Source organism: Daejeonella lutea, assembly GCF_900168015.1.
GTDB classification, from domain to species: Bacteria; Bacteroidota; Bacteroidia; order Sphingobacteriales; family Sphingobacteriaceae; genus Daejeonella; species Daejeonella lutea.
The window spans coordinates 1,802,102-1,825,455 of the sequence record NZ_FUYR01000001.1 but is presented as its reverse complement, the minus strand read 5'-3'; the positions used below and the strand labels follow the sequence as shown (position 1 = coordinate 1,825,455).

Below are 23,354 nucleotides of genomic sequence, written 5' to 3'. Positions count from 1 at the left end.
CTGATGGATAAAATTCCTATTCTCAGAATGGGGGCCTTTTTGCTCGTGACCATACAGGTGGATCTGTACGATAGGTTAGCTCTTAACCTGGAATCAGATCTGGTTAATATGGTGAACAAGACAAGTGCGAAAGGTGTACTAATTGATATTTCTGCAGTTTCTATTGTCGATTCCTTTATGGGACGAATTATAGGAAACATTGCCAGCATGTCAAAAATTTTAGATGCCGAAACGGTAGTAGTCGGTATGCAGCCTGCTGTAGCGATAACATTGATCGAATTGGGTTTACCCCTGAAGGGTGTCCACACAGCTTTGGATATGGAAAAAGGTATGTCTCTTTTAAAGTCAATGATGGACAGCGATGATCCTGATGAGCAAGAAACTGCCGATGATACTATCACTGAGTAAAGACCCCGTCCAGGTACGTCAGGAACAAGACGTGGTTTTTCTGAAAAACCGGGTTAAGGAGGTGGCCGTTAGGATCAAGATGGGCCTTGTTAATCAAACACGCCTGATTACCGCAGCCAGCGAATTAGTCCGAAATATGATGAGGTATGGCAACGGTGGTGTATGTCTGATTGAAGTCGTATCAAGCGGCAGGATCAACGGCGTTCGGCTTACTTTCACCGATAAAGGCCCGGGAATACCCGACATTGCAGCCGCCATGAGAGATGGGTTTTCGACAGGAAAAAGTCTGGGACTCGGATTGCCGGGAACAAAAAGACTAGTAAACGAGTTTGATATAAAAAGCAAAGTGGGAGAAGGAACAACGGTGACAATTATAAAGTGGGCAAATGGTTGATGCCACGCACGTTAGCTTTAATGCAAACGACCGGAGTTACTTTTCGCTGATCAAGAAGGAAATTCATCGGGTTGCAGAAGAGGCCGGAATGAACTCCGGCAGGATAAATGAACTCGATCTGATCGTTGCTGAGTTAACTTCCAATCTTTTCAAGTACAGCGATGATGGAGAGATCTTGATGGGCGTTTTCTCCAATGGCGGTTCTCCATATATTGAGCTGATCAGTATCGACAATGGTCCTGGTATGGCGAATCCATTACGGATGATGCAGGACGGGGTGTCTACGTCAAATACGATGGGCCATGGTCTGGGAAGTATGAAGCGATTGTCGGATGTATTCGAACTTTATTCTATCCTGGGCTGGGGAACAATAGTTTTATGCCGGATCTATAATGACCCGGAGGCAGCCAAAGGCCGGCCGGATGTAACGATCAGACCGATAGTTGTTTCCAAGCCAGGTGAAACAAAAAGCGGGGATGGCTTTGTTGTAAAGCGCACCGACAAGTATATCAAAATCATGGTAGTGGACGGCCTTGGTCATGGGCCGGAAGCGAATAAAGCTACTAACGAAGCAGCAATGGCTTTTAAGGTATTTCCGGAATATAGCCCAACTGAAACCTTGCGTTTTATTCATAGTTCCATTAAAAAAACACGCGGAGGGGTGATCAGTATTGTTGGATATAATTTTTCAACGAAAACATGGTCCTGTGCAGGCGTCGGTAATATTGCTGTCAGAATGTTCAGTCCGGCCAACCTGAGAAACCACATGTCTTATAACGGAATTGTAGGTCATAATATCCCAGGATCAATGAAAGATCAGCACTATTCATCGGATGATTTTAATCACGTGATGTTATGCTCAGATGGAATTAAGACCCGGATAGACCTTATTAAATACCCGCAAATTTATAAATACGATTTGTCCGTTTTAGCGGCGGCTATTTATAAAGACCATGCCCGCAAGAGTGATGATATGTCAGTTGTCTTAGTAAAAGTCAAATGATTAAAGTTGTAAGTATATCGTTAGAAAATGAAATGGACCTTGTTTTAGCACACAAGCGTTCTATGAAGGTGGCAGAAAGGCTGGCACTTACCGTGGCCACTCAAACTACATTTGCAACAGCTGTTTCTGAAATTGCACGGAGCGTTATCGAGCAAACCGACAATGGCACCCTGGATATCGGTCTGGAGCAAAACAAGCAACGTTATAACCTCGTCTGCATGGTGGCATTTGATTGCGGCATTCGCTTCACCAATGATGATGCTGGCTTCCATTATGCACAGAAGCTGGTTCCTGAGTTCTTTTTAGACGAGGGTCCGGAGCTTAATGTCATCACGATGAAATTAGGTTTGCCCCGGTCGCTAAAGCTTGATCCGATTAAGATTAATTTATTGCAGAAATATTTCGATGCGGATCAGCCCCTGAATCCCTACGAAGAAATTAAAAAGCGGAATGTAAGCTTGCATAAGATTGCGGGTCAAAAAGATGAAGAACTTCGCCAGTCCCGCCTGATCGATGAAAAAAAGACAGAATTTATATCCATTGCAAGCCACGAGTTTAAAACCCCGATAACAATCATCAAGGCCTATACTCAAATAGCGAAAAAAATAAAACCGCAGACCAACGATCAGGTTACCTCGATATTAGACAAGATAGATGCACAAGCATCCAAGCTTCAATCCCTGGTGATGCAGTTGCTCGACGTTTCTAAAATGGAAAACGGGAGCCTGCAATATAATATGGAGCAGGTGGAGATGAATCAATTCATTGAAAATATGATTGATATTCAAAGGCATATCTTACCTGATCATGCTGTTGTTTTCGATGTTCCGGCGAGCGTTACCGTGTTTATTGACAGGCTGCGGATGGAACAGGTTTTTTCCAATCTCCTCGGCAATGCGGCGAAATATTCACAGAAGAATACGAAGATCTATATAGGTTGCCGGAAGGAGCTGGACGGGTTTTTGACTATCTCGGTGGCAGACGAAGGCATTGGCATGTCTGCCAGGAGTATAGATTCAATTTTTGAGAAGTTCTACAGGGATGAAGATGTTATAAAGACACATGCTGGATTAGGCATGGGCCTTTATATTTCTTCAAAGATCATCAATGACCATGGCGGCAAGATCTGGGTGAAGAGCACTGAGAATGTGGGTTCAACATTTTACTTCACCATTCCAATTCAATAAGAATACATCTCCCCGACCTGGATTGCCCTGCAAATCCCCGCTGAAACCCTTTACTCTCCTGCATTTAACATAACCGCAGCCGGATATCCCTTTCCTTTAAGTGCTGCAATCGGAACCGACAACTCTTTTATTCCCGTGACGTTACGGGTTACCTTGCCGGTCTTCGCTCCCTGCTGCTTACTGGCAGCTACACCATCTTTAGCTGGAGTTGTGGAACCTGTACTTGCTAAAGTTGTATCTGTTGAGCTGCTTTGTTCGGCTATCGGATTTCCGTTTGAATCAAGATTCATTTCCGTCAAAGCTGTGGTTAGCGACTGTTTTTCTGCAGGGCTTAGCTTTTGATAATCTACACCGTAGACCTGCAGGATACGCACAAGGTCGGCTACCGTATTAGTTCCGCGTTCATACACATCCTGGAAGATATGGATACTGCCATTTTCGGCAACGATGGTTTCGTACCGGAGCTCAATTGGCACAGGTGTAGAAAGTTTTATCGTTTCAGTCTTTTTTGGTTGTTTCTCAAAATTGCTGATCTGCTCTGCTGTTACAGAAGAGCCCCCGAGTTGTCCGAGCATCGTAGTAAAGTCTTGAACCTGCTCATTCGTCAAGCCCACACAGCCATGGGAAGCAAAATTGCCGAGTTTTTCTTTGTCTTTTCCACCGTGGATCAGTGAAGGCAAACCGATAGGGATCTTAATAACGCCCAGCGGATTTAATTTACTGCCTGCAGCTACCTTTCTGCCCGGCTGGAACTTCCCTTTTACCCATGGCTCATCGGGTGGGGTCCAGGTGGGATTAAAAATGATACTTTCGGCTTTGCGCATTCCGGTCGGTAAGGGGAATTCGGGATAGCCAATACCAATCTTATAGGTTTTTACCAGTTTTCCCTGCTGAAAAACATCCATCCTGAAAGCCGGTGCGTTGATCACAACCCGGGTATCATTTGGCACTGCATTAGGTGTTGTTGGGAATAAGCCTTCAATATCCCCACCGGCATAGCGATAGGCCACCAGCCGGGCTAAAGATTCAGCTTTCTCCTCCCCAAGAATACGGCGGATCTCGTCCTCCGATTGCTTCCGGGCGGCACGTGCCGAGCCCAGGTAGTTTGTTCCACCTTCACTTAATTCTGCTACGGCTTCACCAGCTGCGGTTTCTAACTGCTTGATCTGTTCGTCTGTAATCTCCAGCTCTGTTTTCAATTGTTGTTTAAATCCTTCTTCAATGAAGAGTGCGTTAAGCACAGGCAGCGTGAGGCTGAAGTCCTGGACCCTGCTTGTCGTGTCAGTTTTGACTGGTGGCGGAGGGGCCTGTGTAGCATTTGTTGAGGTCGTTTTTTGATCATCGCACGATGCGAGTAAACCAATTAGCCCGAAAAAGATCACCGGGCGGTATATGATGCTTGGAAAAAAATTGGATATATTCATAAGGTTGAACTATAAAAAATCTTGAAGGAATTTCAATTGATGAGATTGGGGTTTCTAGCATATCCGTTTATACGCCTTGTAGCCATCTGTTATACAACTGATGGGGTGGGATTTTGTTTAGTCAGGGTGAGATTTTCTTGATCACAGCGCTGCACTTCCTTTGCAGAGTACATCAGGCGGGTTTGGTTTTCCTGTCGCTTATTTGGTACGAACTGGTTAAATTGCATGTACGGAATCGATCTGGTGAAGACGATGATAAATGAGGACATTGCCTTGCCGGAACACCAAATGGTTAACACGCCGATTAACAGATGAACTTCAAACTCTCCACAAAATTAATTATCATATTTACGGGATGAAGCTCCTGATCATTGAAGATGAAGCCAGCCTGAGAAGCAGTATACAAAAGTATTTAACCGCTGAGGGAAATGTGTGTGATATCGCCGGGAATTTTGATAATGCTTACCAGAAGATTGCTATATATGAATACGATTGCATCCTGCTGGACCTCGGATTGCCCGGGGGTGAAGGATTGGATCTACTTCGTTTTCTACGCAAAGAGCAGAAGGAAGATGGTGTGCTCATTATTTCTGCCAGGGATTCAATAGAACAAAAAATTGAGGGTTTAAGCCTGGGTGCCGATGATTACCTGGTTAAACCTTTTCATTTATCAGAACTTTATGCCAGGATACACGCCGTGGTTAGGAGGAGGCAACAAAAAGGAAATAATATTATTTCCTTCAATGAAATTGAAATTGATGTGCTGGCAAAGGAAATTAAAGTGTACGGTGTGACCGTGTATTTTACCAGAAAAGAGTTCGACCTCTTATTATATTTTGTTTCGAACAAATCAAAAGTAATTTCGAAGGCTGCCGCAGCGGTTCACATTTGGGGTGATAATGCTGATATGGCTGACAGTTTTGATTATATCTATACGCACATTAAAAACATCCGAAAAAAGCTTACCGATGCTGGCTGCAGGGATTATTTCCAATCGGTGTACGGTGTTGGATATAAATTTCAATGAGTATGAAGCTGTTTACCCAGTATAACAGAGTTTTATTGCTCATCGGATTTTTTGGCCTGCTGGTTATCGGATCCTTATTCTATCAGACACTCAGTTATTATCTTAATAAGCAGATCGATAATTATTTGCTGGAGGAATTATTGGAAGTGCAGGATTACGATCATAAGATGAATATCCATCCTGCACCCATACTATTTAAAGACCTGGTTATTGAGTATCGAAAGGTCGAAAAATTCCGTAACATCAAAATTTTTGCAGACACTGTTTTTTTTAACCCAAAAAAGCAGATCACCGAATCGGCAAGATATCTGAAAACAGGTGTTAAGCTGCAGGATGGACCTTACAACGTTACAATCATTACATCGAAGGTTGAAAGCCAGAACCAGGTCATGACAATTTTGCTTGTCATTATAATTCCCGTTTTAGTATTGCTTCTTATTCTTCTTGTGATCAACCGGCTTTTGATGCGTCGCTTGTGGGATCCGTTCCGTCAGTTGCTGGAAAATATTAAGTCATTTAATCTGAACAAGGAGAGGCCGTACGAAACTATCAGCACTCCCATCCTGGAGTTTCAAGAGCTCAATAATGCGATCCTTGACATTTCTTTAAAAGTCCGTTCTGATTTCCAAGAAATAAAGCTGTTCACTGAAAATGCTTCCCATGAGATGATGACTCCGCTGGCGGTAATTAACGCTAAACTCGATACATTGCTGCAGTCCAACACTCTTGGTAAAGAGGAGAGCGACACATTGATTGATCTCTACAGGGCCACCTCGCGTCTAACGAAACTGAACCAGTCACTTTTGTTGCTGGTAAAAATCGATAACGACCTGATGGGGGAAAAAGAAACTGTTGATTTAATGGAGCTGATCGAAGACAGTATCGTTTATTTCAGGGAACTCATTCAGGAAAGAGATCTCACTGTCTTTAAAAATTTTCAAGCTGTTAGCGTATTTGGCAGCAGGCAGCTTTTGGAAATTATGGTAAACAATCTTTTTAGCAATGCCATCCGGCATAACTATGAGGGGGGAAGTATTTCAATAATACTGAGTCATGAAGCGCTGATCTTTCGTAATACCAGCAATCAGCCCGAATTGGATGAATCGGTCTTCGATCGTTTTTCAAAAGGCAGGGATTCTGAAGGTACCGGCCTCGGTCTCTCAATCTTAAGGCAAATTTCTTCAAAGCATGGAATGAGGCTCACATATGAGTTTAAACGTGGCGATCATTGCTTCATCGTTACATTCAAGCCTGAGGTTTCGCCGGGAAGTTTAAAATAAAATCAAAACTTCATGTTTCCTCCAGAATTCGATTGGAACTTTGGAGGAACAGGTTAGGATCATTCCTCCTTATTAAATCTTAATCATGAAAATTCTTCTTATATCATTGCTTTTTGCGTTCGCGACACCGGTTGTGTGGAACGGAAACATTACTACAGTATTGAAGCAGGCAAAAAGCTCCGACAAAAATGTCCTGATTAATTTCTCAGGTTCCGACTGGTGTGGGCCATGCATCCGCCTGAAAAAGGAAATATTTGAGTCGGAAGCCTTTACCGATTATGCCAGCAAAAATCTGCTGCTTGTTCGTGCCGATTTTCCACGTCAAAAAAAGAACAAACCTGCTGCTGAGCAAATTAAATTAAATGAGGCGCTAGCCGAGAAATATAATCCTGCCGGCAAATTTCCTTATACTCTTTTGGTAGATGAAAATGGTAAGGTTCTTAAATCCTGGGACGGTTTGCCGAAAGCGACTGCCCCGGAATTTGTAAAGGAAATTTCGAAGTTCGATTCAAAGTAGTTATATGCAAAACCTTGTCTCTTGTAAGCGAATTCTGAAACTGATGGGCAACCGTTTTGAGTTCACTGTTCTGGCAGAAGATGAGCAGCAGGGGCAGGATGCTATTGATTCTGCGATCAACGAAGTGATACGGATCGAAGAGCTCCTGTCAACCTTTAAGGAAACCAGCGAAACAAATCTTATAAATCAGAACGCAGGCTCAATGCCGATAAAGGTTTCAACAGAAGTGATTGAACTTATCCTGCGAAGCCAGAAAATATCTGAAATAACGCAGGGAGCTTTTGATATCACCTACGGTTCGCTGGATAAGAGTCTCTGGAATTTTGATGTGAAAATGACAGCCTTGCCCGACCCCGATCTTGCTCTTCAGAGTGTGCATCTGATCAATTACAAAAATGTAATTGTCGACCCAGAGAATAATACAGTTCAATTGAAAAACCCAGGAATGAGAATTGGCTTTGGTGGTATTGGAAAAGGATACGCGGCAGACAGGGCAAAGATCATTCTTAAAAATGCGGGAATACGAAGCGGAATTGTTAATGCTGCGGGCGACCTGATCACGTGGGGAAAGCAGCCAAACGAAAAGCCATGGACTATAGGAATTGCCGATCCGGATAAAAAAGGTCATCCTTTTTCTTCTCTTAATGTCAGTGATATGGCCATTGCAACCTCGGGCAATTATGAGAAGTTTGCAACAATTAATGGGAAAAGGTATTCACATACAATTAATCCCAGGACAGGTATGCCGGTGCATGGTATCAAAAGTGTCAGCGTGATCTGCCCAAGCGCTGAACTGGCCGATGCCCTTGCGACTCCTGTGACGGTGATGGGGAGAGAGATCGGTTTGGATCTTATTAATCAGCTCACAAACGTGGCATGTATAATAGTTGATGAAAACAATCATGTGCATACCACCAACAATATTCATTTGAAAAATTAACATGGAACCAGTGATGAAAAATGCTTTGAAAATAGCTTTAGCTGTTTTTGTTATAAATGGCTTAAGCTCATGCGTGGCAGTAAAGCCTTACCAAAAGAACAAGCTGAATGATGCGGAGATGAATTTATCTGCCAGGACGGCTCAGAAATTTGAACAAAGCTTCCAATTGTATCGCGAAGGCAGTTCAGGAGCTAATGGGGGCAAGAGCGGTGGTGGCTGCGGGTGTAATTAGTAGTTTATGAAAAAGGTATTTTTAAACGTTCTGCTGCTGTTCCTGGGAATCGTAGGAGTGAGGGGGCAGGTTAAATCCACTGCTGAGCCCCGGGATACCACCGGTTATGTAAGCAGGAAACTTAAGTTAGATGAGGTAAATCTGGTATCCGCTTATTATCATCAGGAAGGTAATAACTCAGCAGTTACAGGAGGCCTGGGAACGGAGAAATTAAGTGATTTTGCCAATACAATTGATCTTCAACTGTCAAAATATAATAAAGCCGGGAAGAAAAACACCTTCTTTTTAGAGCTGGGAATCGACCATTATACGTCGGCATCTTCTGATAAAATAGACCCCAATACTATATCGTCGGCATCCAGCGCCGATACCCGTATTTATCCTACCTTGAACTGGACGCGCAGCAACGAACAAACCGGCAATTCTTTTGGATTTACAGGTTCATTGTCTCATGAATATGATTATCAATCAATCGGAGCGGGTTTCAATCTGACCCGACTATCAAAAGACAAAAACACTCAGTTTGACTTTAAGATGCAGGCCTTCATGGATACCTGGAAAGTGATACTTCCCGTCGAGCTCCGTGGCCGCAGTGGCGGCACTCATCGCGATGGCCAGTCAAGCCCTAGAAATTCTTTCAATACATCGTTCTCCGTATCGCAGGTTATCAATGAAAAGCTGCAGGCGCTTTTAATTTTGGAACCAGCGTATCAGCAGGGCCTTCTAGCGACAAAATACCAGCGCGATTACTTCACCGACGGATCTGTGAGGGCAGAAACCCTCCCTGACAACAGGACAAGGTTTCCTATAGCGGCGCGGTTGAATTATTTTGCTGCCGAGAATTTAATAGTCCGAAGTTTCTATCGGTACTATATGGATTCCTGGGGTATTAAAGCTCATACTGCGGAGTTGGAAGTTCCGGTTAAACTATCGCCCTTTATTTCCCTTAGCCCCTTCTATCGCTATAGCAAGCAGGAAGGAACTAAATATTTTGCAGCGTACGGGCAACACAGTCCTTCAGCAGAATTTTACACCAGTGATTATGATCTGGCATCCTTAAATAGTAATTTTTTCGGGGCAGGAATTCGAATGGCTCCGCCTAAAGGTGTACTGGGACTGCAGCACCTAAATATGATTGAAATTAGATATGGTCATTATAACAGGTCTTCAGGTCTTACTTCTGATGTAATTACGCTGAATTTTAAAGTGAAATAAAGAAATTAGGAACTCCAGAGTTCCTACAAATTTGCCTGGTATTATTGTAACAATGAATTTCCAAAATAATCCATTTACGAAATTAATCGCGCAGCCATGGACCTTACCCACCTTCACTTACTAATAACCCACTTACCTATAGTTGGAACATTATTAGGAACATTTGTGCTAATTTATGGCTTATACACCGACAGCCATTCAACCGTGATTGCATCGTACTGGGTTCTGGTCATTTCTTCTATAGGCGGTGTAATTGCTTACCTTACCGGGGAATCGGCGGAAGAGGTTGCCGAGCACCTTCAGGGAGTTTCAGAGCAAGTTATTAAAACTCACGAGGAAGCCGCAGAACTTGCACTCATCTCATTAGCTATATTAGGCCTTTTGGCCCTGATTGGCGTGGTATTTAATGCCAGATTGATTGCTTACAAACGAACCCTATCCATTTTCATTTTGGTCTTTTCTATTATTAGTTTCGCACTAGTAGCCAGAACCGGATATTTCGGTGGCATGATCAGGCATTCTGAGGTTAATCAGGCACTGCACGATTCCTGATAAACGCGCATGTAGAGTGTTCGCATGATCCACGAGTTGCGACTCCATAAGATAAGGGTAGAACGGTATGGGAGGTTGATGTTATAGTGCTGGTGTTAAGCTTTGCCGATCTGCAGGGATTTAACTATTCAGAGCTGAGGTCAAAGTCGGGGGCAAAGATTCTTGTGATGGCCAGTCTTGACCCGGACTACAGCGTAGTTAGTGCCCTCCACCCGGGTGCTGATGGCTATGTACTGGCAACAGATCCTGTTGAAGAGCTGGTACTGGCTATTACACGCCTCGCTGAAGGAAAGCGTTTTTTGGCGAGCTCGATCGGCTTTGCGCTCCTGACCCCGGAGAGATGGAAACAGCTAAGCGTTGACAGGGTGCATTCGACAAGCAGGGAACTGGAGATCCTCAATTTGATAGGGGATGGCCTGACCAACCAGGAAATAGCCGACCGTTTATTTACTAGTAAACGAACCGTGGAAGGGCATCGCGGTACTTTGCTTCAAAAAACAGGAGCCCGTAACAGCGCTGCCCTGATCAAATTTGCGATGGCAGGGAAGCTCATGATTAATGAGTAATAAAGAATAATAAAAAGCTATATCCGAAGACATAGCTTAATTGTCAAACTATAGGAAGGGTAGATGTAATGTCCGGAAAACGTTAGCATTTCCCACAAAAAAGGGCTCCTCCCAGGAACCCTTTCAACTAAACCTATTAACCTATGAAAATTCTTTAATTATATCTTTTGTGTCTTTCTGTGTATCTCCGCCCAACTCTTTCGGCTTTCCGCTTTCCACTTTCAACTCTCCTCTTCCACCTTTCACCTCAGCCGTCAACCATCAAATGTCACCTTTCCTCTTACACCTTCTTCCTGTACTTTCCGCCCAGCCACTTTCCACTTTCCACTTTCCACTTTCCACTTTCCACTTTCAACTTTCCACTTTCCACTTTTTCCTGTGCTCTCCGCCCAGCCACTTTCCACTTTCCACTCTCAACTCTCCACTTTCAACCGTCAACCGTCAACTGTCAACTCTCAACTGTTTAAGGTTGCGTCACCGTATAAACCACCGGTATCACATTCGCACCAGTCGTCTTTCCTGCATAAGCACCATTAGCACCGATCAGGTAAGAAACATTGAATTTATTTGTTGAGTTAGAGCCGTTCCAAGATGAAGACGTTGCTGTAACGATTGTTGCTGCTGTACCACCTGATGCTGGTAAGGTAACTCCTGACCCGTAAGTGATGCCGGCAGTATTTCCTGCGTTAGTAGTTCCGATTGCTGAAGTCAGCTTTACTGAGCCGGGAGTTAATGCTGCAGTCCCAGTTACTGTTCCGGCGATTGCTTTAACAACAAATCCTTTAGAGCTGACAACACTGATATGATCAGTTGCTAAAGCAGTGATACCATTGGTGTATTTTTCTTCTGTATCAAAGTTTACAGTAAGAGCAGCGGGCTGAGTTACTGAGAATGAAAGAACATCAGATAAGGTGATGTTCAGATTTGCTGTTTGTGCAAATGATGCTGAACTTATTAGAGTAACGAATGCGATTAGTGCGAATATCTTTTTCATTTTTTGTCTTTCGGTATTTGCATCTACTAAGACAAAGGCGGGTCCAAAATGGAAAATGCGTTTTTAAGACTCCAAATGCGTTTTTTTTCTGAGATGCCAGAAAAATTATTGGGATAGAATTCCCCAATTGGGGAAAGCTTTCCCGATTGAGAAGACTGACGCAAAGACTCATATCCACCCCCAACCCCCGCCGGCGGGGAACAAAGGGCGGCAATGTAAAACGAAATCTGAGTTATCAAGATTTGACATGAAGAACCGATATACTTGAGCATCCTAGTTCACGCTGCCTACCCGCACTTTCTACCTGATACCTGATACCTGATACCTGATACTTCATTCTTCCTGCCTCTCACTTCCATTCCAATCCTCCATCTCAACTCCTTAAATTCCTGACCGGGCTTGAGAGGGCCGCTTTAATCGCCTGGAAACTTGTCGTTAACAAGGCTGTCAAAATGGCGAGGAAACCCGCAGCGGCGAACATCCACCATTCTACATCTATATGATATGCGTATTCCTGCAGCCACTTGTTTGCTCCCCACCAGGCAAGCGGAAAACCGATACAGATTGCTATTAATACCAGTTTCAGGAAATCTTTTGATAAGAGGGCAGCCAATCCAAGAACATCCGCTCCCAGTACTTTGCGTATTCCGATTTCTTTAACCCGTTGCATTGCAGAAAATGTAGCCAGGCCGAACAAGCCCAGGCAAGCAATAAAAACACTGGATAATGCTGCCCAGATAATCATGGTTTGACGCCTGTGATCTTCGATGTAGAACTTTGCAATCTGGTCATCGAGGAAGTTATACTCAAAAGGATCTTGCTGATCATTATTCAGCATTACTTCCTTTAACTTGCTCAGGCTGCCTTTAACATCTGAAGATGAAATTTTAGCTGTAAAGTAATCTATCGGTTGCACCGGATTTTGGTTGTATGCGAGTACCAGCGGTTCAATTTTATCTCTTAGCGATTGAAAATGAAAATCTTTGACAATACCGATTACTTTGGCTTCAAACGGAAGATTTGAATCTGAGATGGCCTGGTAAGATAATCCGCCGCTGGCAGCTGAAGGGATCTCAACTAATTGCTCATCAGCCCGTGTAATACCCAGCATCTTTGCTGCCGTTTCATTAAGAATGACAGAGGCTGAATCATTCACAGTATCAAAAGTCCTTCCATCCAGGAGATGAACACCGAAGGTTTTTGTAAAATCTTTATCTGCCCCCACGAAAAATGCAATCCGGTGATCATCTGAGCTGCCTCGTGGTTTGATCTTGACGTTCATAAACGTTTTCCACTCTCCGGGAACCCTTGATGACACTGACACACTTTTTACGGAAGGGATCTTCATCATCTCATTTTTCACCATTTCAAAATTTGATCTTGCTTTACCGGAATTCACATCAATAACCACCAGGAGATCCTTATCGAAACCGAGATTGGTTTGATTCAGGAACTGAACCTGCTGGTAAAGAATAATTGTAGCAAAGATCATCACCGTTGAGATCGTGAACTGGAATACCACCAGTACTTTCCTTAAGGATACATCTTTGTTTGAGTGCAGGTTTAACCCTTTCATTAAAGAAACGGGTTTGAAGCGAGCAAGCAAGAATGCAGGATAGGTGCCGGCTAAAATCCCTGTTAATGCCGTAAACGCCAGCGCATACAGCCAAATTTTAAAATCTGTTGAAAAGCCCAGGGACAATTCTTTGCTCGTGAACGTATTAAAAGCCGGCAGGGCAAGATTTAATACGATTACAGCCAGCGCAAAAGAAATAAAGGTTAGCATCAATGATTCTATAAGAAATTGCCTGATCAGGTGCCCCTGCATAGCGCCGGCAACCTTGCGTACACCAATTTCTTTCAAGCGGTTAGATGCCCGTGCAGTAGTTAGATTCATGTAATTTATACCACCAATAAGCAGCACGAAGAAAGCGATAAATGAAAATATTTTGATATATAAAAGGCTTCCGCGGGGCATTGGATCGACATTTGAGTTCCTGGCCCCATCCCTAATTTCAGAGGATTTGAGATGGAGATCGCTCAGGGGCTGCAGACTGAACGAAAAGCTTGTTCCTAACTCCGGTTGAATTTTATCAAGAACCAGTTTTGTCAGTTTAGTCCCGACAAGGCTTGCATCGGTATCTTCTTCCAGCACCGTGAAAACGTTATAATCGTTTCGGAGCCAGTCAACCGGACCCTCATTTTTAATTGTGGCATCTGATAATAGTAAATTAAATCTCAGGCTAGAGTTTGCGGGTAGTTTTTTCAATACCCCGGTAATTTTTAAAGGCTCTTGAAGAAAATTAAACACCAGGGTGTTCCCCAGCACATCCGTACTGTTAAATAATTTCTTTGCCAGCTCTTCATCCACAACGATAGAATTTGGCTCTTTTAACGCAGCATCCTTATTGCCGTAGAGCAGGGGGAAGTCGAAAACTTGCAGAAACCGTTCATCGGCCATGGCTATTGTCTCCTGGTTATTCACCGGATTTTGTGGGTTTACAAGATTATCCCGGCCGATAAATCTGATCTTAGTCGTGTTTTCGATCTCAGCAATGGATGATCGTGATTGCTCAGCGAGAGTGTGACTTGCAGAACCGATGATACTTGCTTCACCCTTAGTATTTATATGCTGTACAACCCGGTAAATCTGCTTTGCTTTGCTATGTTGCTGATCAAATGTTAGTTCATCAAAAACATACAGCCCGATAAGCAGGAAACAGGTGATGCCAAAAGTCAGCCCTGCGATATTCAGGAGGGTATAAAGCTTGTTGCTGAATAAATTACGCCAGGCGGTTTTTAAGTAATTCTTTATCATACGGTGATCATCTATCGTTCAAGCCAGCATACCTAAACCAGTGCCAATATTTTAAAGCCTTTATTTTCAGCACCTTGGGTGTAGATTCGCGGAAGTGCTGTTCACATTCGGACAGTATATGTTCGATTAAGGACGGGCGCCAGTATTATGACAAGCCCTTCAGCTTATTATAAAACGCCTCAGAATACGTGTCACTGATCGGAATGATCTGATCAGCGATTCGGATCCTGTTTTTTTCAATATGATCGATTTTGTCCATTGCAACCATGAAGGAACGGTGTACGCGGACGAAATTATTTGCCGGCAGAAGTTCTTCGAGTTTGGCAAAGCTGGTCAGCGTCATGATCTTTTCAGAAGCCGTCGAAACCCGGAGGTAGTCTTTCATGCCTTCGATCAGGAGGATATCGCGGATGTCGATGCGTTGGATGCGGTGGCCAACTTTCAGGAATATGTAGTCCTGATCGGGTTTGCTTTCGGTCAGGTTGGCTTTCTGCTCAGGTGCTTGTTTACTGCTGTGATCCTGGTACACCCGCAGAACTCCCTTGTAAAATCGTTCAAAGGAGAAGGGCTTTACCAGATAATCTATCACTTCCAGCTCATAGGCTTTCAGCGCATACTGGTCGTAGGCAGTGGTCAGAATGATCATCGGTCGCGGGTTCAGCATAGGAATGAAGCTGAGCCCATCCAGGTCAGGCATGTTAATGTCGAGCAGGAGGAGGTCTGGCTTATCGTTCTTTAACTGCTCAGCAGCCTCAAGGGGGCTTGAGAAAGTGCCCTTCAGTTCAAGAAAGGGAACCTTGCTCACATATTCTTCGAGGATCTCCTGGGCGAGGTACTCATCATCTATGATATAACAGGTCAGCTTCTTTTTCATGAGCCATTAATTTGAGGCCTTGGATTTTGAGTTTTACAGTAAATGTCCCGCCGGAGTTGTTTGCTTCTAAAGAGTGCTTGCCGGGATATAATAACGCCAGCCGTTTCCTGACATTCGGCAGGCCGATTCCGCCCGGTTCATCAACCTTTCTACCCGGATTGGTGCTAACAGGGTTTTGTACCATGAAGGTAAGAGTATCTCCGGTGATTTTCATGTTCACTTTCACCTCTCCTGGTTCGAGGCGTGCAGGGCTGTGCTTGTAGGCATTTTCCAGTAGGTGTATAAACAAAAGCGGTGCGATATGGCAGCTGTCAGTAAGACCCTCCACCTGCAGGTCAACTACGGGTGAATTTTTATATTTCAGCTGCTGTAAGCTCATGTAATCCTGCAGATAAGTCATTTCACGACTGAGCGGCACCAGTGGGGAATTCGATTCGTAGATCATATAGCGCATGAGCGATGCCAGTTGAAGTACAGCCTCAGGAGCTGCCAGAGCCTGCTTATATACCAGTGTGTGGATATTGTTTAAGGTATTGAAAAGGAAGTGTGGGTTTATCTGCGATTTGAGATAATAAAGCTCGGCTTCCACGGCCTGCTTCTCCAACTGCTCTTTTTTAAATGTATTTATCACGAGGTTTTCGGTGACCCGCGCCAGCCAGCTAAGGAACACGAAAACAGGTACCATAGAGATGAGGCTGATAATGTAGTAGTTGAAGAAGAGGAAGAATGTGTCAAATTTTACATGATGAAATAGCAGGAAGGGTAGGTTCCCCGTAAGGATGATCAAACCCAGCCTGAGAAAGTAAGGACGCCGTTTCTTTTTGCCGGAAAATTGTTTGAGAAGAATAAAATGGCTGTAAAAAACATAAAGGGTGGTCAGCATGATCCCTGTGGTCATGGTAAGCCAGTGCTCGCTACTCGGCCGATCCTGGCTGAGTTGGAGAGCTACGAGCAGGCCAAACAAAACCCAAAGAACGATATGGACATTGCGGAATACCCTTTTAATTCGATGCATAGGACAAAGGTATTTTTTCCGGCTATTCTTTAATAACCTTCTCGACAGTTGCCTTCTTCCGATCTGCGAAAGTGCTGAATGAGCCTGCCAGCTTTTTCGCGGATGCAAAGCAGGGCTTGGTCGATTAGTTTACGGGATCGGTATATGGGGTTTGGGGATGGGGGTGAGGAATGGTTGTTTTGGAGAAAGAAAAAAGAGCAAAGAACAAGGAACAAAGACTTGGTCAGCTTGCATTTAAATAGACAGCATAGAATGAAAAATATCAGCGAACACGCACAAGATCTGACGATACGGAACGTCTCAAAAACTTATGCAAATGGCGTTCATGCTTTAAATAATGTGTCACTAACTATTCCTCCGGGGATGTTTGGACTGCTGGGCCCGAACGGGGCGGGTAAATCAACATTGATGCGGACGCTGGCTACCTTACAGGAGCCAGACCAGGGGGAAATTTTTTTGGGAGGACTGGATGTGATCAGGCAAAAAGATCAAATACGTCAAACTTTGGGCTACCTGCCCCAGGAGTTCGGCGTATATCCGAAAAGTACGGCCGAAGAATTATTGGATTACTTTGCCGTGCTTAAGGGTTTTGCGAACCGGGCTTCCCGAAAAGAAGTAACCGAACGGCTGCTTAAACAAACCAATTTGTGGGACAAGCGCCGGCAAAAGCTGGGCGGATATTCGGGCGGCATGCGGCAGCGCTTTGGGGTGGCTGTAGCACTCCTTGGTAATCCCCGCCTGCTGATCGTTGATGAGCCTACCGCGGGATTAGATCCGGCAGAGCGGGTGCGCTTCCTGAACCTGCTGAGTGAGCTGGGTGAACAGAGTGTTGTAATCCTCTCGACTCATATTATCGAAGACGTTTCGGAGCTGTGTACAAACATGGCCATAATCGACAAAGGCAAAATACTGTTGGAGGCAAAACCCGATCAGGCTATCGCAGATCTGCAGGGTAAGATCTGGCGTAAGCTTATTGATAAAGATCAGCTGAATGATCTTTCAAATGAACATCAGGTGATTTCTGCTAAACTATTGGGCGGGCGCACCATAGTGCATGTGTATAGCCAAACAGACCCCGGTGCTGGCTTTGAACAGCAGCATCCGGACCTGGAAGATATTTATTTCAGTGCCATGACCGGTTTTCATGGGCGCAGGACCGAACTTCAGCAAGCAGGGGAGGTGCAGTCATGAAGTTTCGAAAGATTTTGCTGATGGAGCTCAGCTACCAGTTAAGGCAAGTTTCTACCTGGCTGTATTTTTTGGTGATGATGGTTCTGGCTTTCTTACTGGTCCAGGGAAATTTTGTTCATGACGCACGTGATGGATATCACCTTGTGAATGCCCCGGTGATCGTTGGCTGTGTCACGGTTTTATGCTGTACTTTCTGGCTTTTGATCGGTGGGGCAGTAGCGGGGGATGCGGCCGCGAGAGATGTGCAAACGCGGATGTTTTCACTGACTTATACCAGCCCTGCCCGCAAATCGGTGTACCTCGGCGGGCGATTGCTTGCCGCTTTTCTGCTGAACGGCTTTATTCTGACCGGTATCCCACTGGGTATTTTGCTGACCATGTACTTTACTGGCATAGAGGCTGAGCTTCTCGGTACATTCAGGCCGGCTACTTACCTGAGCACATACTTCTTCCTGGTTCTGCCGAACGCGTTCTTTGCGACCAGTATACAATTTGCCCTGGCTGCGGTCACACGGAAATCAATGGCAAGTTTCCTTGGGGGAGCAATTCTTTTTGTCGCCGCTTATATCCTGGGGCAGGTGTTAGATGGTCCATTGGCCATGCGGGATTTGGGCACCCTGATAGATCCGATGGGATTGACCCCCGTCCTCGCTAAACAAAGTTCCTGGAGCACCATTGAATTGAATACCCGCCTGATTGAACTCGAGGGGATCTTTCTGGCAAATCGCTTAGTCTGGCTGGGTATATCTCTTTCAGTGCTTGCCTTCGCATATTTCCGTTTTCAGTTCACAAGCCCTGCTTCTGTTGGCAGTGCTAAAAAAAGTGTAAATGCTGATAGCAGGACTGATTCAGCGCTGCTCGACTGGCGTGGTACAGCATCGTTACCATTAGAAAGCGGCGATTTTAATCTGGCTGCAGGGTTTCAGCAGCTAAGGGTCATGGTATCTCAGTCGTTTATGGCGATTGCTAAAAAGGGTTCGGGACTTTATCTCCTGGCTTTTATTGCGCTTATCGTCGGGGCGGCGATGCCAGGAAACTTAAAAGCCAAGGGTGTGCCCCTGCTGGCATCAACTGACCAGGTATTGCTCCTCTTAAATGGCCCGCTTACTAATCCGGGGAAGTTCTGGATCCTGATCTATCTGCTAACTATTTTCTATGCGGGTGAGCTCCTATGGCGGGAAAGGGAAAGCGGTGTTGCCGAGCTGTTAAACCCGGCACCTGTACCTAACTGGGTATTATTCGTGAGTAAGTTCCTGGCGCTAGCACTTATGCTTATTTGCTGGTTGGTATTTTTGACGACAGCAGGGATTTTAGCCCAGCTCGCCATAGGGGGAGCCAGCTTGGAGCCGTCGCTATACCTGAAAACTCTTTTTGGCTTTCAGCTGATCGAATGTCTGATTTTTGCGGCCTTGATCCTGTTTTTGCATGTGCTGATAAATCAGAAATATGTTGCCCACCTGGTTTCCCTCATTGTTTTTGCATGTATCGTTTATGCCGCAAATCTCGGTTTGGAACATAAACTGCTGATATTTAGTGCCAGTCCGGAATGGTCCTACACCAGCATGGGCGGGTTTCAGTCTGTATCAGCATGGCTTTGGTTTAAGGCTTATTGGATAGGCTGGTCGCTTTTGCTCGCCGTGATTGCTAAACTGCTTTGGGTTCGCAGCAGGGAGACGAGCCTGGGAGCACGTCTGCAGCAGATGCGGCGGCGCTTTTCGCGCCAAACTGCCTTTGGACTTTCTGCTGCAGTTGCTCTTGTGGTATTGACAGGTGGCTTTATCTATTACAATACTAACATCCTCAATGAGTACGTCCCATCCACGGACATTACTGCCGGGCGGGCGGAATATGAACACCGTTATGGCCGGTACAGAAACCTGGCTCAACCCCTTGTAGCCGACGTCGACCTGCACGTTGAAATATTCCCTGGCAAAAGGCAGTTCACCGCGAGGGGGAACTATCAATTAGTGAACAGGAGCCCGGTATCAATTGACACGATATTAGTTGCAGTATCCGATCTGTCGGAAACTAACGGAATAAACTTTAGCCCTGCGGCAAAGCTGCTTGCAACTGACCGGGAAGCAGGTGTATTGATCTATACACTTCAGGAATCACTTTCTCCGGGCGACTCGCTCCGGATGAATTTTCTTGTTGAGCACCAGGCGCGCGGGTTCACGAATAATGGGGAGATCCAGATAGTGAAAAATAAGGGTACAAATTTCAGCAATCGGGAGCATCTGCCTGTCATTGGTTATCAGCCCTACCGCGAACTTGATGAAGCTGGTAAACGTAAAGAGTTTCAGCTTGCTGCCCGCCAGACTAATGCTTCGCTATATGACCTGCAGGCGAGGAAATATGCGCCGTTCGCAGAGCACATCAAGTTTAATGCAGTCGTCGTTACTGATGCTGATCAGTTGGCGGTCGCACCCGGAACATTGCGCAAAACCTGGACGAAAGGCAAACGGAAGTACTTTCACTACGCTTCAGATGCGCTGATCCGGAATGAGTACTTTTTCTTTTCAGCGAACTATGCCAGTTATCGGCAGATATGGAAGTCGTCCAACGCAGCCTTCCCGCCGGTTGCTATTGAGATTTTAAATAACCCGGGTCACAGCGAGAACATCAGTCTGATGGTGAACAGTGTTAAAGCCTCGTTGGATTACTTCAGCCGGGAATTCGGTCCTTATCCCCACAAACAGATCCGGTTTGTGTCCTATCCCGGGTATGGAATGGGCAATCATGCATCAACAATTAATATTACCGCCGAGGAAGGATTCTTCCTGTTAAATCCAAAGGAGGATGAGCGTGGTTTTGACCTGGTGACAGCGGTAGTGGCTCATGAACTTGCACACCAGTGGTGGGGCAACCAGCTGCGATATGCCTATCTTGAAGGTGCCGGTTTGCTGTCGGAAAGCCTGGCGTGGTATACCGCAATGGGGGTCATGGAGGAGAAATATGGTGCCGGCCACCTGGAAAAACTCTTGAATTTTCTCCGCGAGGAATACGAAAACCCACGTACCCGTGCGGCGGTTCCCCTATTGATGGCTGCTGATTTTTACCAGAATTATCGCAAGGGCCCACTGGCGCTGTATGCGATGAGTAAATACATTGGCCGAAACAAAGTGAATACGGCCATAAGGAATCTGCTCAACAAGCACAGTAAGCCCGGGCAAAGCCTGTCCAATTCCCTGGATCTATATCATGAACTGGAAGCAGTTACACCGGATTCTGTGCAGTACCTGCTTGCCGACCTCTTTAAGAGAAACACCTTTTGGGACCTCGAGGCTAAGCAAGCCAAGCTCAGGAAGACCAAAACCGGACAATGGGAGGTGACCTTTGTAGTGAATGCCCGTAAAAGTTTAGTAAGTGCCCGCGGCCGGGAAACCGAAGTTCCCCTGCGGGATTGGATTGAAATCGGGATTTATGCACATGCAAAAAATGCTCAGGAAAGAAGGGCGCTTTATCTTGATAAGTATCTTATACATTCGAAACAGCAGACGATCACGGTGACAGTTCCAACTGAACCTGCTGTCGCTGCTATAGACCCGGCAAACCTGCTTATTGACTGGGATACAAAGGATAATTTTATTGAGGTGAAAAAATAAGAGTGTCAATCCTGATCAGTTTGTCCGGAACTGCCCCCTAACATGACCTGTTTGGCATTTTAAAAAATTCTCGTATGCCCTAACTTTATGAGATGAACTAATACTTATCAATATGAACGAAAACATTATTTGCTGGTTCGAGATCTATGTAAAAGACATGGAGCGGGCAAAGAAATTCTACCATGCGGTTTTAGGGACGAATTTTATTGACAGTGGAGCTCCCGGTGATTCTCCTGAAGAAATGAAGATGTCTTTTTTCTCACCAATGGAAAACCAGGGTGTATCCGGGGCACTGATTGAAATGGCGGGCACCAAAGAAGGAGACGGCAATTGTGTCAATACAATGGTGTATTTCCCATGTAAAGATGCCAGCGTAGAAGAAAGCCGCGTCAAAGAAGCAGGGGGAATAGTAAGCCGTCCGAAATTTTCTATCGGCGAATTCGGATTCTGTTCGATCTGTGTAGATACTGAAGGAAATCCTTTCGGGCTCTTCTCAATGGAATAATTTATTCCTGTTCCTGTAAAGGATATTTACAGGAACGGAATATTTAAAGAAATAAGACTACTCTGCCAGCTCGCTTTCAACAGCGTCGATCAGGTCTGAAATATCAAAGGGTTTGCCTATAACTTTATCAGCACAGATCGAATGGATCTTATGCGGTTCCATATGTGTCGATAGGGCAATAATTGGTGTATACTTCAGCTCGGGATCAGCCTTGATTTCCCGGCAAAGAATGGTGCTTTCTGCCGTAGGTCTGATAATGTCAAGTAACACCGCATCGGGCTTTTCATTCTGAATTCTTTCCAATACTCCAAACTCAGCCGAAAACGGTGTAACCACATATCCATGGTCCTGAAAGATATGTGTTAGGATGTTCAGGATATCAGGATCCCGTTCAACAATAAATAAGTTTTTCCTCACGGATGCAAAGATAAATAAATAAGTGGAAAGTTGAGAGGGGACGGTTGACAGTTGACGGTGGACGGTTGAGGGTTGAGAGTTGAGAGTTGAGAGTTGAGAGTGGAAAGTTGACGGTTGACGGTTGACGGTTGACAGTTGACGGTTGAGAGTTGAGACTTGAAAGTGGAAAGGTGAAGAGATTACCGATTACCGATCACTGATTACCGCTTACCATTTCACATTTAACGGGAAGGTTTAAGATAGGGAATTACGGTTCATATTCTGGATATTTACTTCCTCAAGGAACAATATGACAAAGTGGATTACTCGTGAGAAGCCGAAAATTGACCGTATTGCATGTCCGTGGTTGATCAGGCGGTTTATAGATGCAGAAGCGGAAATTATTTATGTGCCTTACGACCGGGTGCTTTCTCAGGCTAAGGAACTTGGCGCAATTCCCTTTGATCTGCCCGGCGTGGAATACAGTCATTATGATGATCAGTGTACCTTTGATTATATTCTGAAAAAGCATCAGCTGAAAGATCCGGCGCTGTATCGTATTGCAGCGATCGTTCGGGGAGCCGACACCGATCGCCATGATTTTGCACCGCAGTCTGCAGGCCTCGAAGCTATTTTTTCGGGTCTGGCTTATAACAGCTCAAATGACCACGAATTGCTTGCTATAGGTCTGCTTATATATGATGGCCTATACAGCTGGGCTCGGCATTTATATAAAAAGAAGCACAGTCAGGGGGATACCGCGGAGCAGCTTTTATTACAGGTTTACCATCAGTATCTGAAAAAAGAAAAGGGCAGCCGAACACCCGCATGGGCAAAGTCGCTGAAAGAGATGATCCAGGATCAGCTGGACACCAACATGACCTTAAGCCTGCAGCAGGCTTCCAGTGAACTGGAGATTAATCCGGCATATCTTTCCAGGGAATTCTCCAAGCATTTCGACAATCTAAGTTTTGGCGATTATATGCGCAAGCTGCGGATCGACAAAGCCTGTCAGTTAATCGAAACCGCCGAGCATAGCCTTACCGAAATTGCTTACCTGACGGGCTTTTCTGACCAAAGTCATTTTACGCGGATCTTCAAGAAACAAACAGGGGCCAGTCCGGCGAACTATAAAAAAGAAAACCTGAAAAGTAAAAAGGATGCTAAAAGTTAATAACGTTCTATTTTAAGGTTTGCCAGGAATGTAATCT

Annotated in this window: 23 protein-coding genes; 16 read left to right on the top strand and 7 right to left on the bottom strand. The window is 45.0% G+C overall.

The features are described from left to right. The first annotated feature begins 3 nt into the window (after nt 1–3). From B5X60_RS08145 to B5X60_RS08130, 4 genes are read left to right on the top strand one after another with little or no spacing between them, the layout of a single operon-like run. Nucleotides 4–408: an STAS domain-containing protein gene (locus B5X60_RS08145; protein ID WP_079702086.1), complete on the top strand. Its 405-nt coding sequence runs from the start codon at nt 4–6 to the stop codon at nt 406–408. Continuing rightward, nucleotides 371–802: an anti-sigma regulatory factor gene (locus B5X60_RS08140; protein ID WP_245803482.1), complete on the top strand. Its 432-nt coding sequence runs from the start codon at nt 371–373 to the stop codon at nt 800–802. Before B5X60_RS08145 ends, B5X60_RS08140 begins: the two co-directional genes overlap by 38 nt. Continuing rightward, on the top strand, nt 795–1,805 hold the full coding sequence (locus tag B5X60_RS08135; protein ID WP_079702085.1) for an ATP-binding protein: 1,011 nt from the start codon (nt 795–797) through the stop codon (nt 1,803–1,805). Before B5X60_RS08140 ends, B5X60_RS08135 begins: the two co-directional genes overlap by 8 nt. Continuing rightward, nucleotides 1,802–2,992, top strand: a complete 1,191-nt coding sequence (locus B5X60_RS08130; RefSeq protein WP_079702084.1) for a sensor histidine kinase — start codon at nt 1,802–1,804, stop codon at nt 2,990–2,992. Before B5X60_RS08135 ends, B5X60_RS08130 begins: the two co-directional genes overlap by 4 nt. Nucleotides 2,993–3,042: 50 nt before the next feature. On the opposite strand, the gene B5X60_RS08125 is transcribed toward B5X60_RS08130, so the two are convergent. Next, a complete protein-coding gene (locus B5X60_RS08125) occupies nt 3,043–4,416 on the bottom strand; it encodes a L,D-transpeptidase family protein (protein ID WP_079702083.1) in 1,374 nt (457 codons plus the stop codon). A gap of 355 nt (nt 4,417–4,771) precedes the next feature. Between B5X60_RS08125 and B5X60_RS08120 the strand changes: the two genes are divergently transcribed. The 8 genes from B5X60_RS08120 to B5X60_RS08085 all read left to right on the top strand — a co-directional run bounded on the left by B5X60_RS08120 (nt 4,772) and on the right by B5X60_RS08085 (nt 10,745). Beyond that, complete coding sequence (locus B5X60_RS08120; protein ID WP_079702082.1) at nt 4,772–5,443, top strand: response regulator transcription factor; 672 nt, start codon at nt 4,772–4,774, stop codon at nt 5,441–5,443. 2 nt (nt 5,444–5,445) lie between these two features. Further along, a complete protein-coding gene (locus B5X60_RS08115; protein WP_221406215.1) occupies nt 5,446–6,723 on the top strand; it encodes a sensor histidine kinase in 1,278 nt (425 codons plus the stop codon). 85 nt (nt 6,724–6,808) lie between these two features. Next, the gene (locus B5X60_RS08110; protein WP_079702081.1) at nt 6,809–7,240 is read left to right on the top strand and encodes a thioredoxin family protein; all 432 of its coding nucleotides are present in this window, start codon (nt 6,809–6,811) and stop codon (nt 7,238–7,240) included. A gap of 4 nt (nt 7,241–7,244) precedes the next feature. Then, nucleotides 7,245–8,180, top strand: a complete 936-nt coding sequence (locus B5X60_RS08105) for an FAD:protein FMN transferase (protein ID WP_079702080.1) — start codon at nt 7,245–7,247, stop codon at nt 8,178–8,180. A 1-nt stretch (nt 8,181) separates the two neighbouring features. Further along, nucleotides 8,182–8,412, top strand: coding sequence for a DUF4266 domain-containing protein (locus tag B5X60_RS08100; RefSeq protein ID WP_317043744.1), 231 nt, complete (start codon nt 8,182–8,184; stop codon nt 8,410–8,412). A 6-nt stretch (nt 8,413–8,418) separates the two neighbouring features. Further along, the gene (locus B5X60_RS08095) at nt 8,419–9,627 is read left to right on the top strand and encodes a DUF3570 domain-containing protein (protein ID WP_079702079.1); all 1,209 of its coding nucleotides are present in this window, start codon (nt 8,419–8,421) and stop codon (nt 9,625–9,627) included. A gap of 96 nt (nt 9,628–9,723) precedes the next feature. Then, nucleotides 9,724–10,179, top strand: a complete 456-nt coding sequence (locus tag B5X60_RS08090) for a DUF2231 domain-containing protein (protein WP_079702078.1) — start codon at nt 9,724–9,726, stop codon at nt 10,177–10,179. A gap of 92 nt (nt 10,180–10,271) precedes the next feature. Next, complete coding sequence (locus B5X60_RS08085) at nt 10,272–10,745, top strand: LuxR C-terminal-related transcriptional regulator (RefSeq protein ID WP_079702077.1); 474 nt, start codon at nt 10,272–10,274, stop codon at nt 10,743–10,745. A 254-nt stretch (nt 10,746–10,999) separates the two neighbouring features. Here B5X60_RS08085 and B5X60_RS18255 read toward each other — a convergent pair whose 3' ends face one another. From B5X60_RS18255 to B5X60_RS08065, 5 genes are all read right to left on the bottom strand, one after another. Next, complete coding sequence (locus tag B5X60_RS18255) at nt 11,000–11,149, bottom strand: hypothetical protein (protein ID WP_170878405.1); 150 nt, start codon at nt 11,147–11,149, stop codon at nt 11,000–11,002. A 59-nt stretch (nt 11,150–11,208) separates the two neighbouring features. Beyond that, a complete protein-coding gene (locus tag B5X60_RS08080; RefSeq protein ID WP_079702076.1) occupies nt 11,209–11,739 on the bottom strand; it encodes a hypothetical protein in 531 nt (176 codons plus the stop codon). A gap of 373 nt (nt 11,740–12,112) precedes the next feature. Then, nucleotides 12,113–14,557 carry an ABC transporter permease gene (locus B5X60_RS08075; protein ID WP_079702075.1) on the bottom strand — a complete coding sequence of 815 codons (2,445 nt, stop codon included), beginning with the start codon at nt 14,555–14,557 and terminating at the stop codon, nt 12,113–12,115. A 145-nt stretch (nt 14,558–14,702) separates the two neighbouring features. Further along, nucleotides 14,703–15,431 (bottom strand): LytR/AlgR family response regulator transcription factor, encoded by a 729-nt coding sequence (locus B5X60_RS08070; RefSeq protein WP_079702074.1) that lies wholly within the window; start codon nt 15,429–15,431, stop codon nt 14,703–14,705. Next, on the bottom strand, nt 15,397–16,446 hold the full coding sequence (locus B5X60_RS08065) for a sensor histidine kinase (protein ID WP_079702073.1): 1,050 nt from the start codon (nt 16,444–16,446) through the stop codon (nt 15,397–15,399). The genes B5X60_RS08070 and B5X60_RS08065 overlap by 35 nt, the downstream gene beginning before the upstream one ends. A 252-nt stretch (nt 16,447–16,698) precedes the next feature. Here B5X60_RS08065 and B5X60_RS08060 point away from each other — a divergent pair, with 252 nt between their 5' ends. From B5X60_RS08060 to B5X60_RS08050, 3 genes are all read left to right on the top strand, one after another. Then, the gene (locus B5X60_RS08060; RefSeq protein ID WP_079702360.1) at nt 16,699–17,637 is read left to right on the top strand and encodes an ABC transporter ATP-binding protein; all 939 of its coding nucleotides are present in this window, start codon (nt 16,699–16,701) and stop codon (nt 17,635–17,637) included. 20 nt (nt 17,638–17,657) lie between these two features. Next, nucleotides 17,658–21,242, top strand: coding sequence for an ABC transporter permease/M1 family aminopeptidase (locus B5X60_RS08055; RefSeq protein ID WP_221406214.1), 3,585 nt, complete (start codon nt 17,658–17,660; stop codon nt 21,240–21,242). A 112-nt stretch (nt 21,243–21,354) separates the two neighbouring features. Further along, nucleotides 21,355–21,747 (top strand): VOC family protein, encoded by a 393-nt coding sequence (locus B5X60_RS08050; RefSeq protein ID WP_079702071.1) that lies wholly within the window; start codon nt 21,355–21,357, stop codon nt 21,745–21,747. Nucleotides 21,748–21,804: 57 nt separating this feature from the next. On the opposite strand, the gene B5X60_RS08045 is transcribed toward B5X60_RS08050, so the two are convergent. Then, nucleotides 21,805–22,164 carry a response regulator gene (locus tag B5X60_RS08045; RefSeq protein WP_170878404.1) on the bottom strand — a complete coding sequence of 120 codons (360 nt, stop codon included), beginning with the start codon at nt 22,162–22,164 and terminating at the stop codon, nt 21,805–21,807. Between the two features lie 289 nt (nt 22,165–22,453). Here B5X60_RS08045 and B5X60_RS08040 point away from each other — a divergent pair, with 289 nt between their 5' ends. Further along, nucleotides 22,454–23,317: a chromate resistance protein ChrB domain-containing protein gene (locus tag B5X60_RS08040; RefSeq protein WP_079702069.1), complete on the top strand. Its 864-nt coding sequence runs from the start codon at nt 22,454–22,456 to the stop codon at nt 23,315–23,317. Nucleotides 23,318–23,354 lie beyond the last annotated feature (37 nt).

Excerpts from the sequence above, each read along its gene's own strand:
- B5X60_RS08055 (WP_221406214.1), top strand. The coding sequence starts at position 17,658 with ATGGAGCTCAGCTACCAGTTAAGGCAAGTTTCTACCTGGCTGTATTTT.
- B5X60_RS08125 (WP_079702083.1), bottom strand. The coding sequence starts at position 4,416 with ATGAATATATCCAATTTTTTTCCAAGCATCATATACCGCCCGGTGATC.
- B5X60_RS08040 (WP_079702069.1), top strand. The coding sequence starts at position 22,454 with ATGACAAAGTGGATTACTCGTGAGAAGCCGAAAATTGACCGTATTGCA.
- B5X60_RS08065 (WP_079702073.1), bottom strand. The coding sequence starts at position 16,446 with ATGCATCGAATTAAAAGGGTATTCCGCAATGTCCATATCGTTCTTTGG.
- B5X60_RS08115 (WP_221406215.1), top strand. The coding sequence starts at position 5,446 with ATGAAGCTGTTTACCCAGTATAACAGAGTTTTATTGCTCATCGGATTT.
- B5X60_RS08130 (WP_079702084.1), top strand. The coding sequence starts at position 1,802 with ATGATTAAAGTTGTAAGTATATCGTTAGAAAATGAAATGGACCTTGTT.
- B5X60_RS08105 (WP_079702080.1), top strand. The coding sequence starts at position 7,245 with ATGCAAAACCTTGTCTCTTGTAAGCGAATTCTGAAACTGATGGGCAAC.
- B5X60_RS08070 (WP_079702074.1), bottom strand. The coding sequence starts at position 15,431 with ATGAAAAAGAAGCTGACCTGTTATATCATAGATGATGAGTACCTCGCC.
- B5X60_RS08135 (WP_079702085.1), top strand. The coding sequence starts at position 795 with ATGGTTGATGCCACGCACGTTAGCTTTAATGCAAACGACCGGAGTTAC.
- B5X60_RS08060 (WP_079702360.1), top strand. The coding sequence starts at position 16,699 with ATGAAAAATATCAGCGAACACGCACAAGATCTGACGATACGGAACGTC.
- B5X60_RS08120 (WP_079702082.1), top strand. The coding sequence starts at position 4,772 with ATGAAGCTCCTGATCATTGAAGATGAAGCCAGCCTGAGAAGCAGTATA.
- B5X60_RS08080 (WP_079702076.1), bottom strand. The coding sequence starts at position 11,739 with ATGAAAAAGATATTCGCACTAATCGCATTCGTTACTCTAATAAGTTCA.
- B5X60_RS08140 (WP_245803482.1), top strand. The coding sequence starts at position 371 with ATGAGCAAGAAACTGCCGATGATACTATCACTGAGTAAAGACCCCGTC.
- B5X60_RS08050 (WP_079702071.1), top strand. The coding sequence starts at position 21,355 with ATGAACGAAAACATTATTTGCTGGTTCGAGATCTATGTAAAAGACATG.
- B5X60_RS08145 (WP_079702086.1), top strand. The coding sequence starts at position 4 with ATGGATAAAATTCCTATTCTCAGAATGGGGGCCTTTTTGCTCGTGACC.
- B5X60_RS08110 (WP_079702081.1), top strand. The coding sequence starts at position 6,809 with ATGAAAATTCTTCTTATATCATTGCTTTTTGCGTTCGCGACACCGGTT.
- B5X60_RS08075 (WP_079702075.1), bottom strand. The coding sequence starts at position 14,557 with ATGATAAAGAATTACTTAAAAACCGCCTGGCGTAATTTATTCAGCAAC.
- B5X60_RS08100 (WP_317043744.1), top strand. The coding sequence starts at position 8,182 with ATGGAACCAGTGATGAAAAATGCTTTGAAAATAGCTTTAGCTGTTTTT.
- B5X60_RS08090 (WP_079702078.1), top strand. The coding sequence starts at position 9,724 with ATGGACCTTACCCACCTTCACTTACTAATAACCCACTTACCTATAGTT.
- B5X60_RS08095 (WP_079702079.1), top strand. The coding sequence starts at position 8,419 with ATGAAAAAGGTATTTTTAAACGTTCTGCTGCTGTTCCTGGGAATCGTA.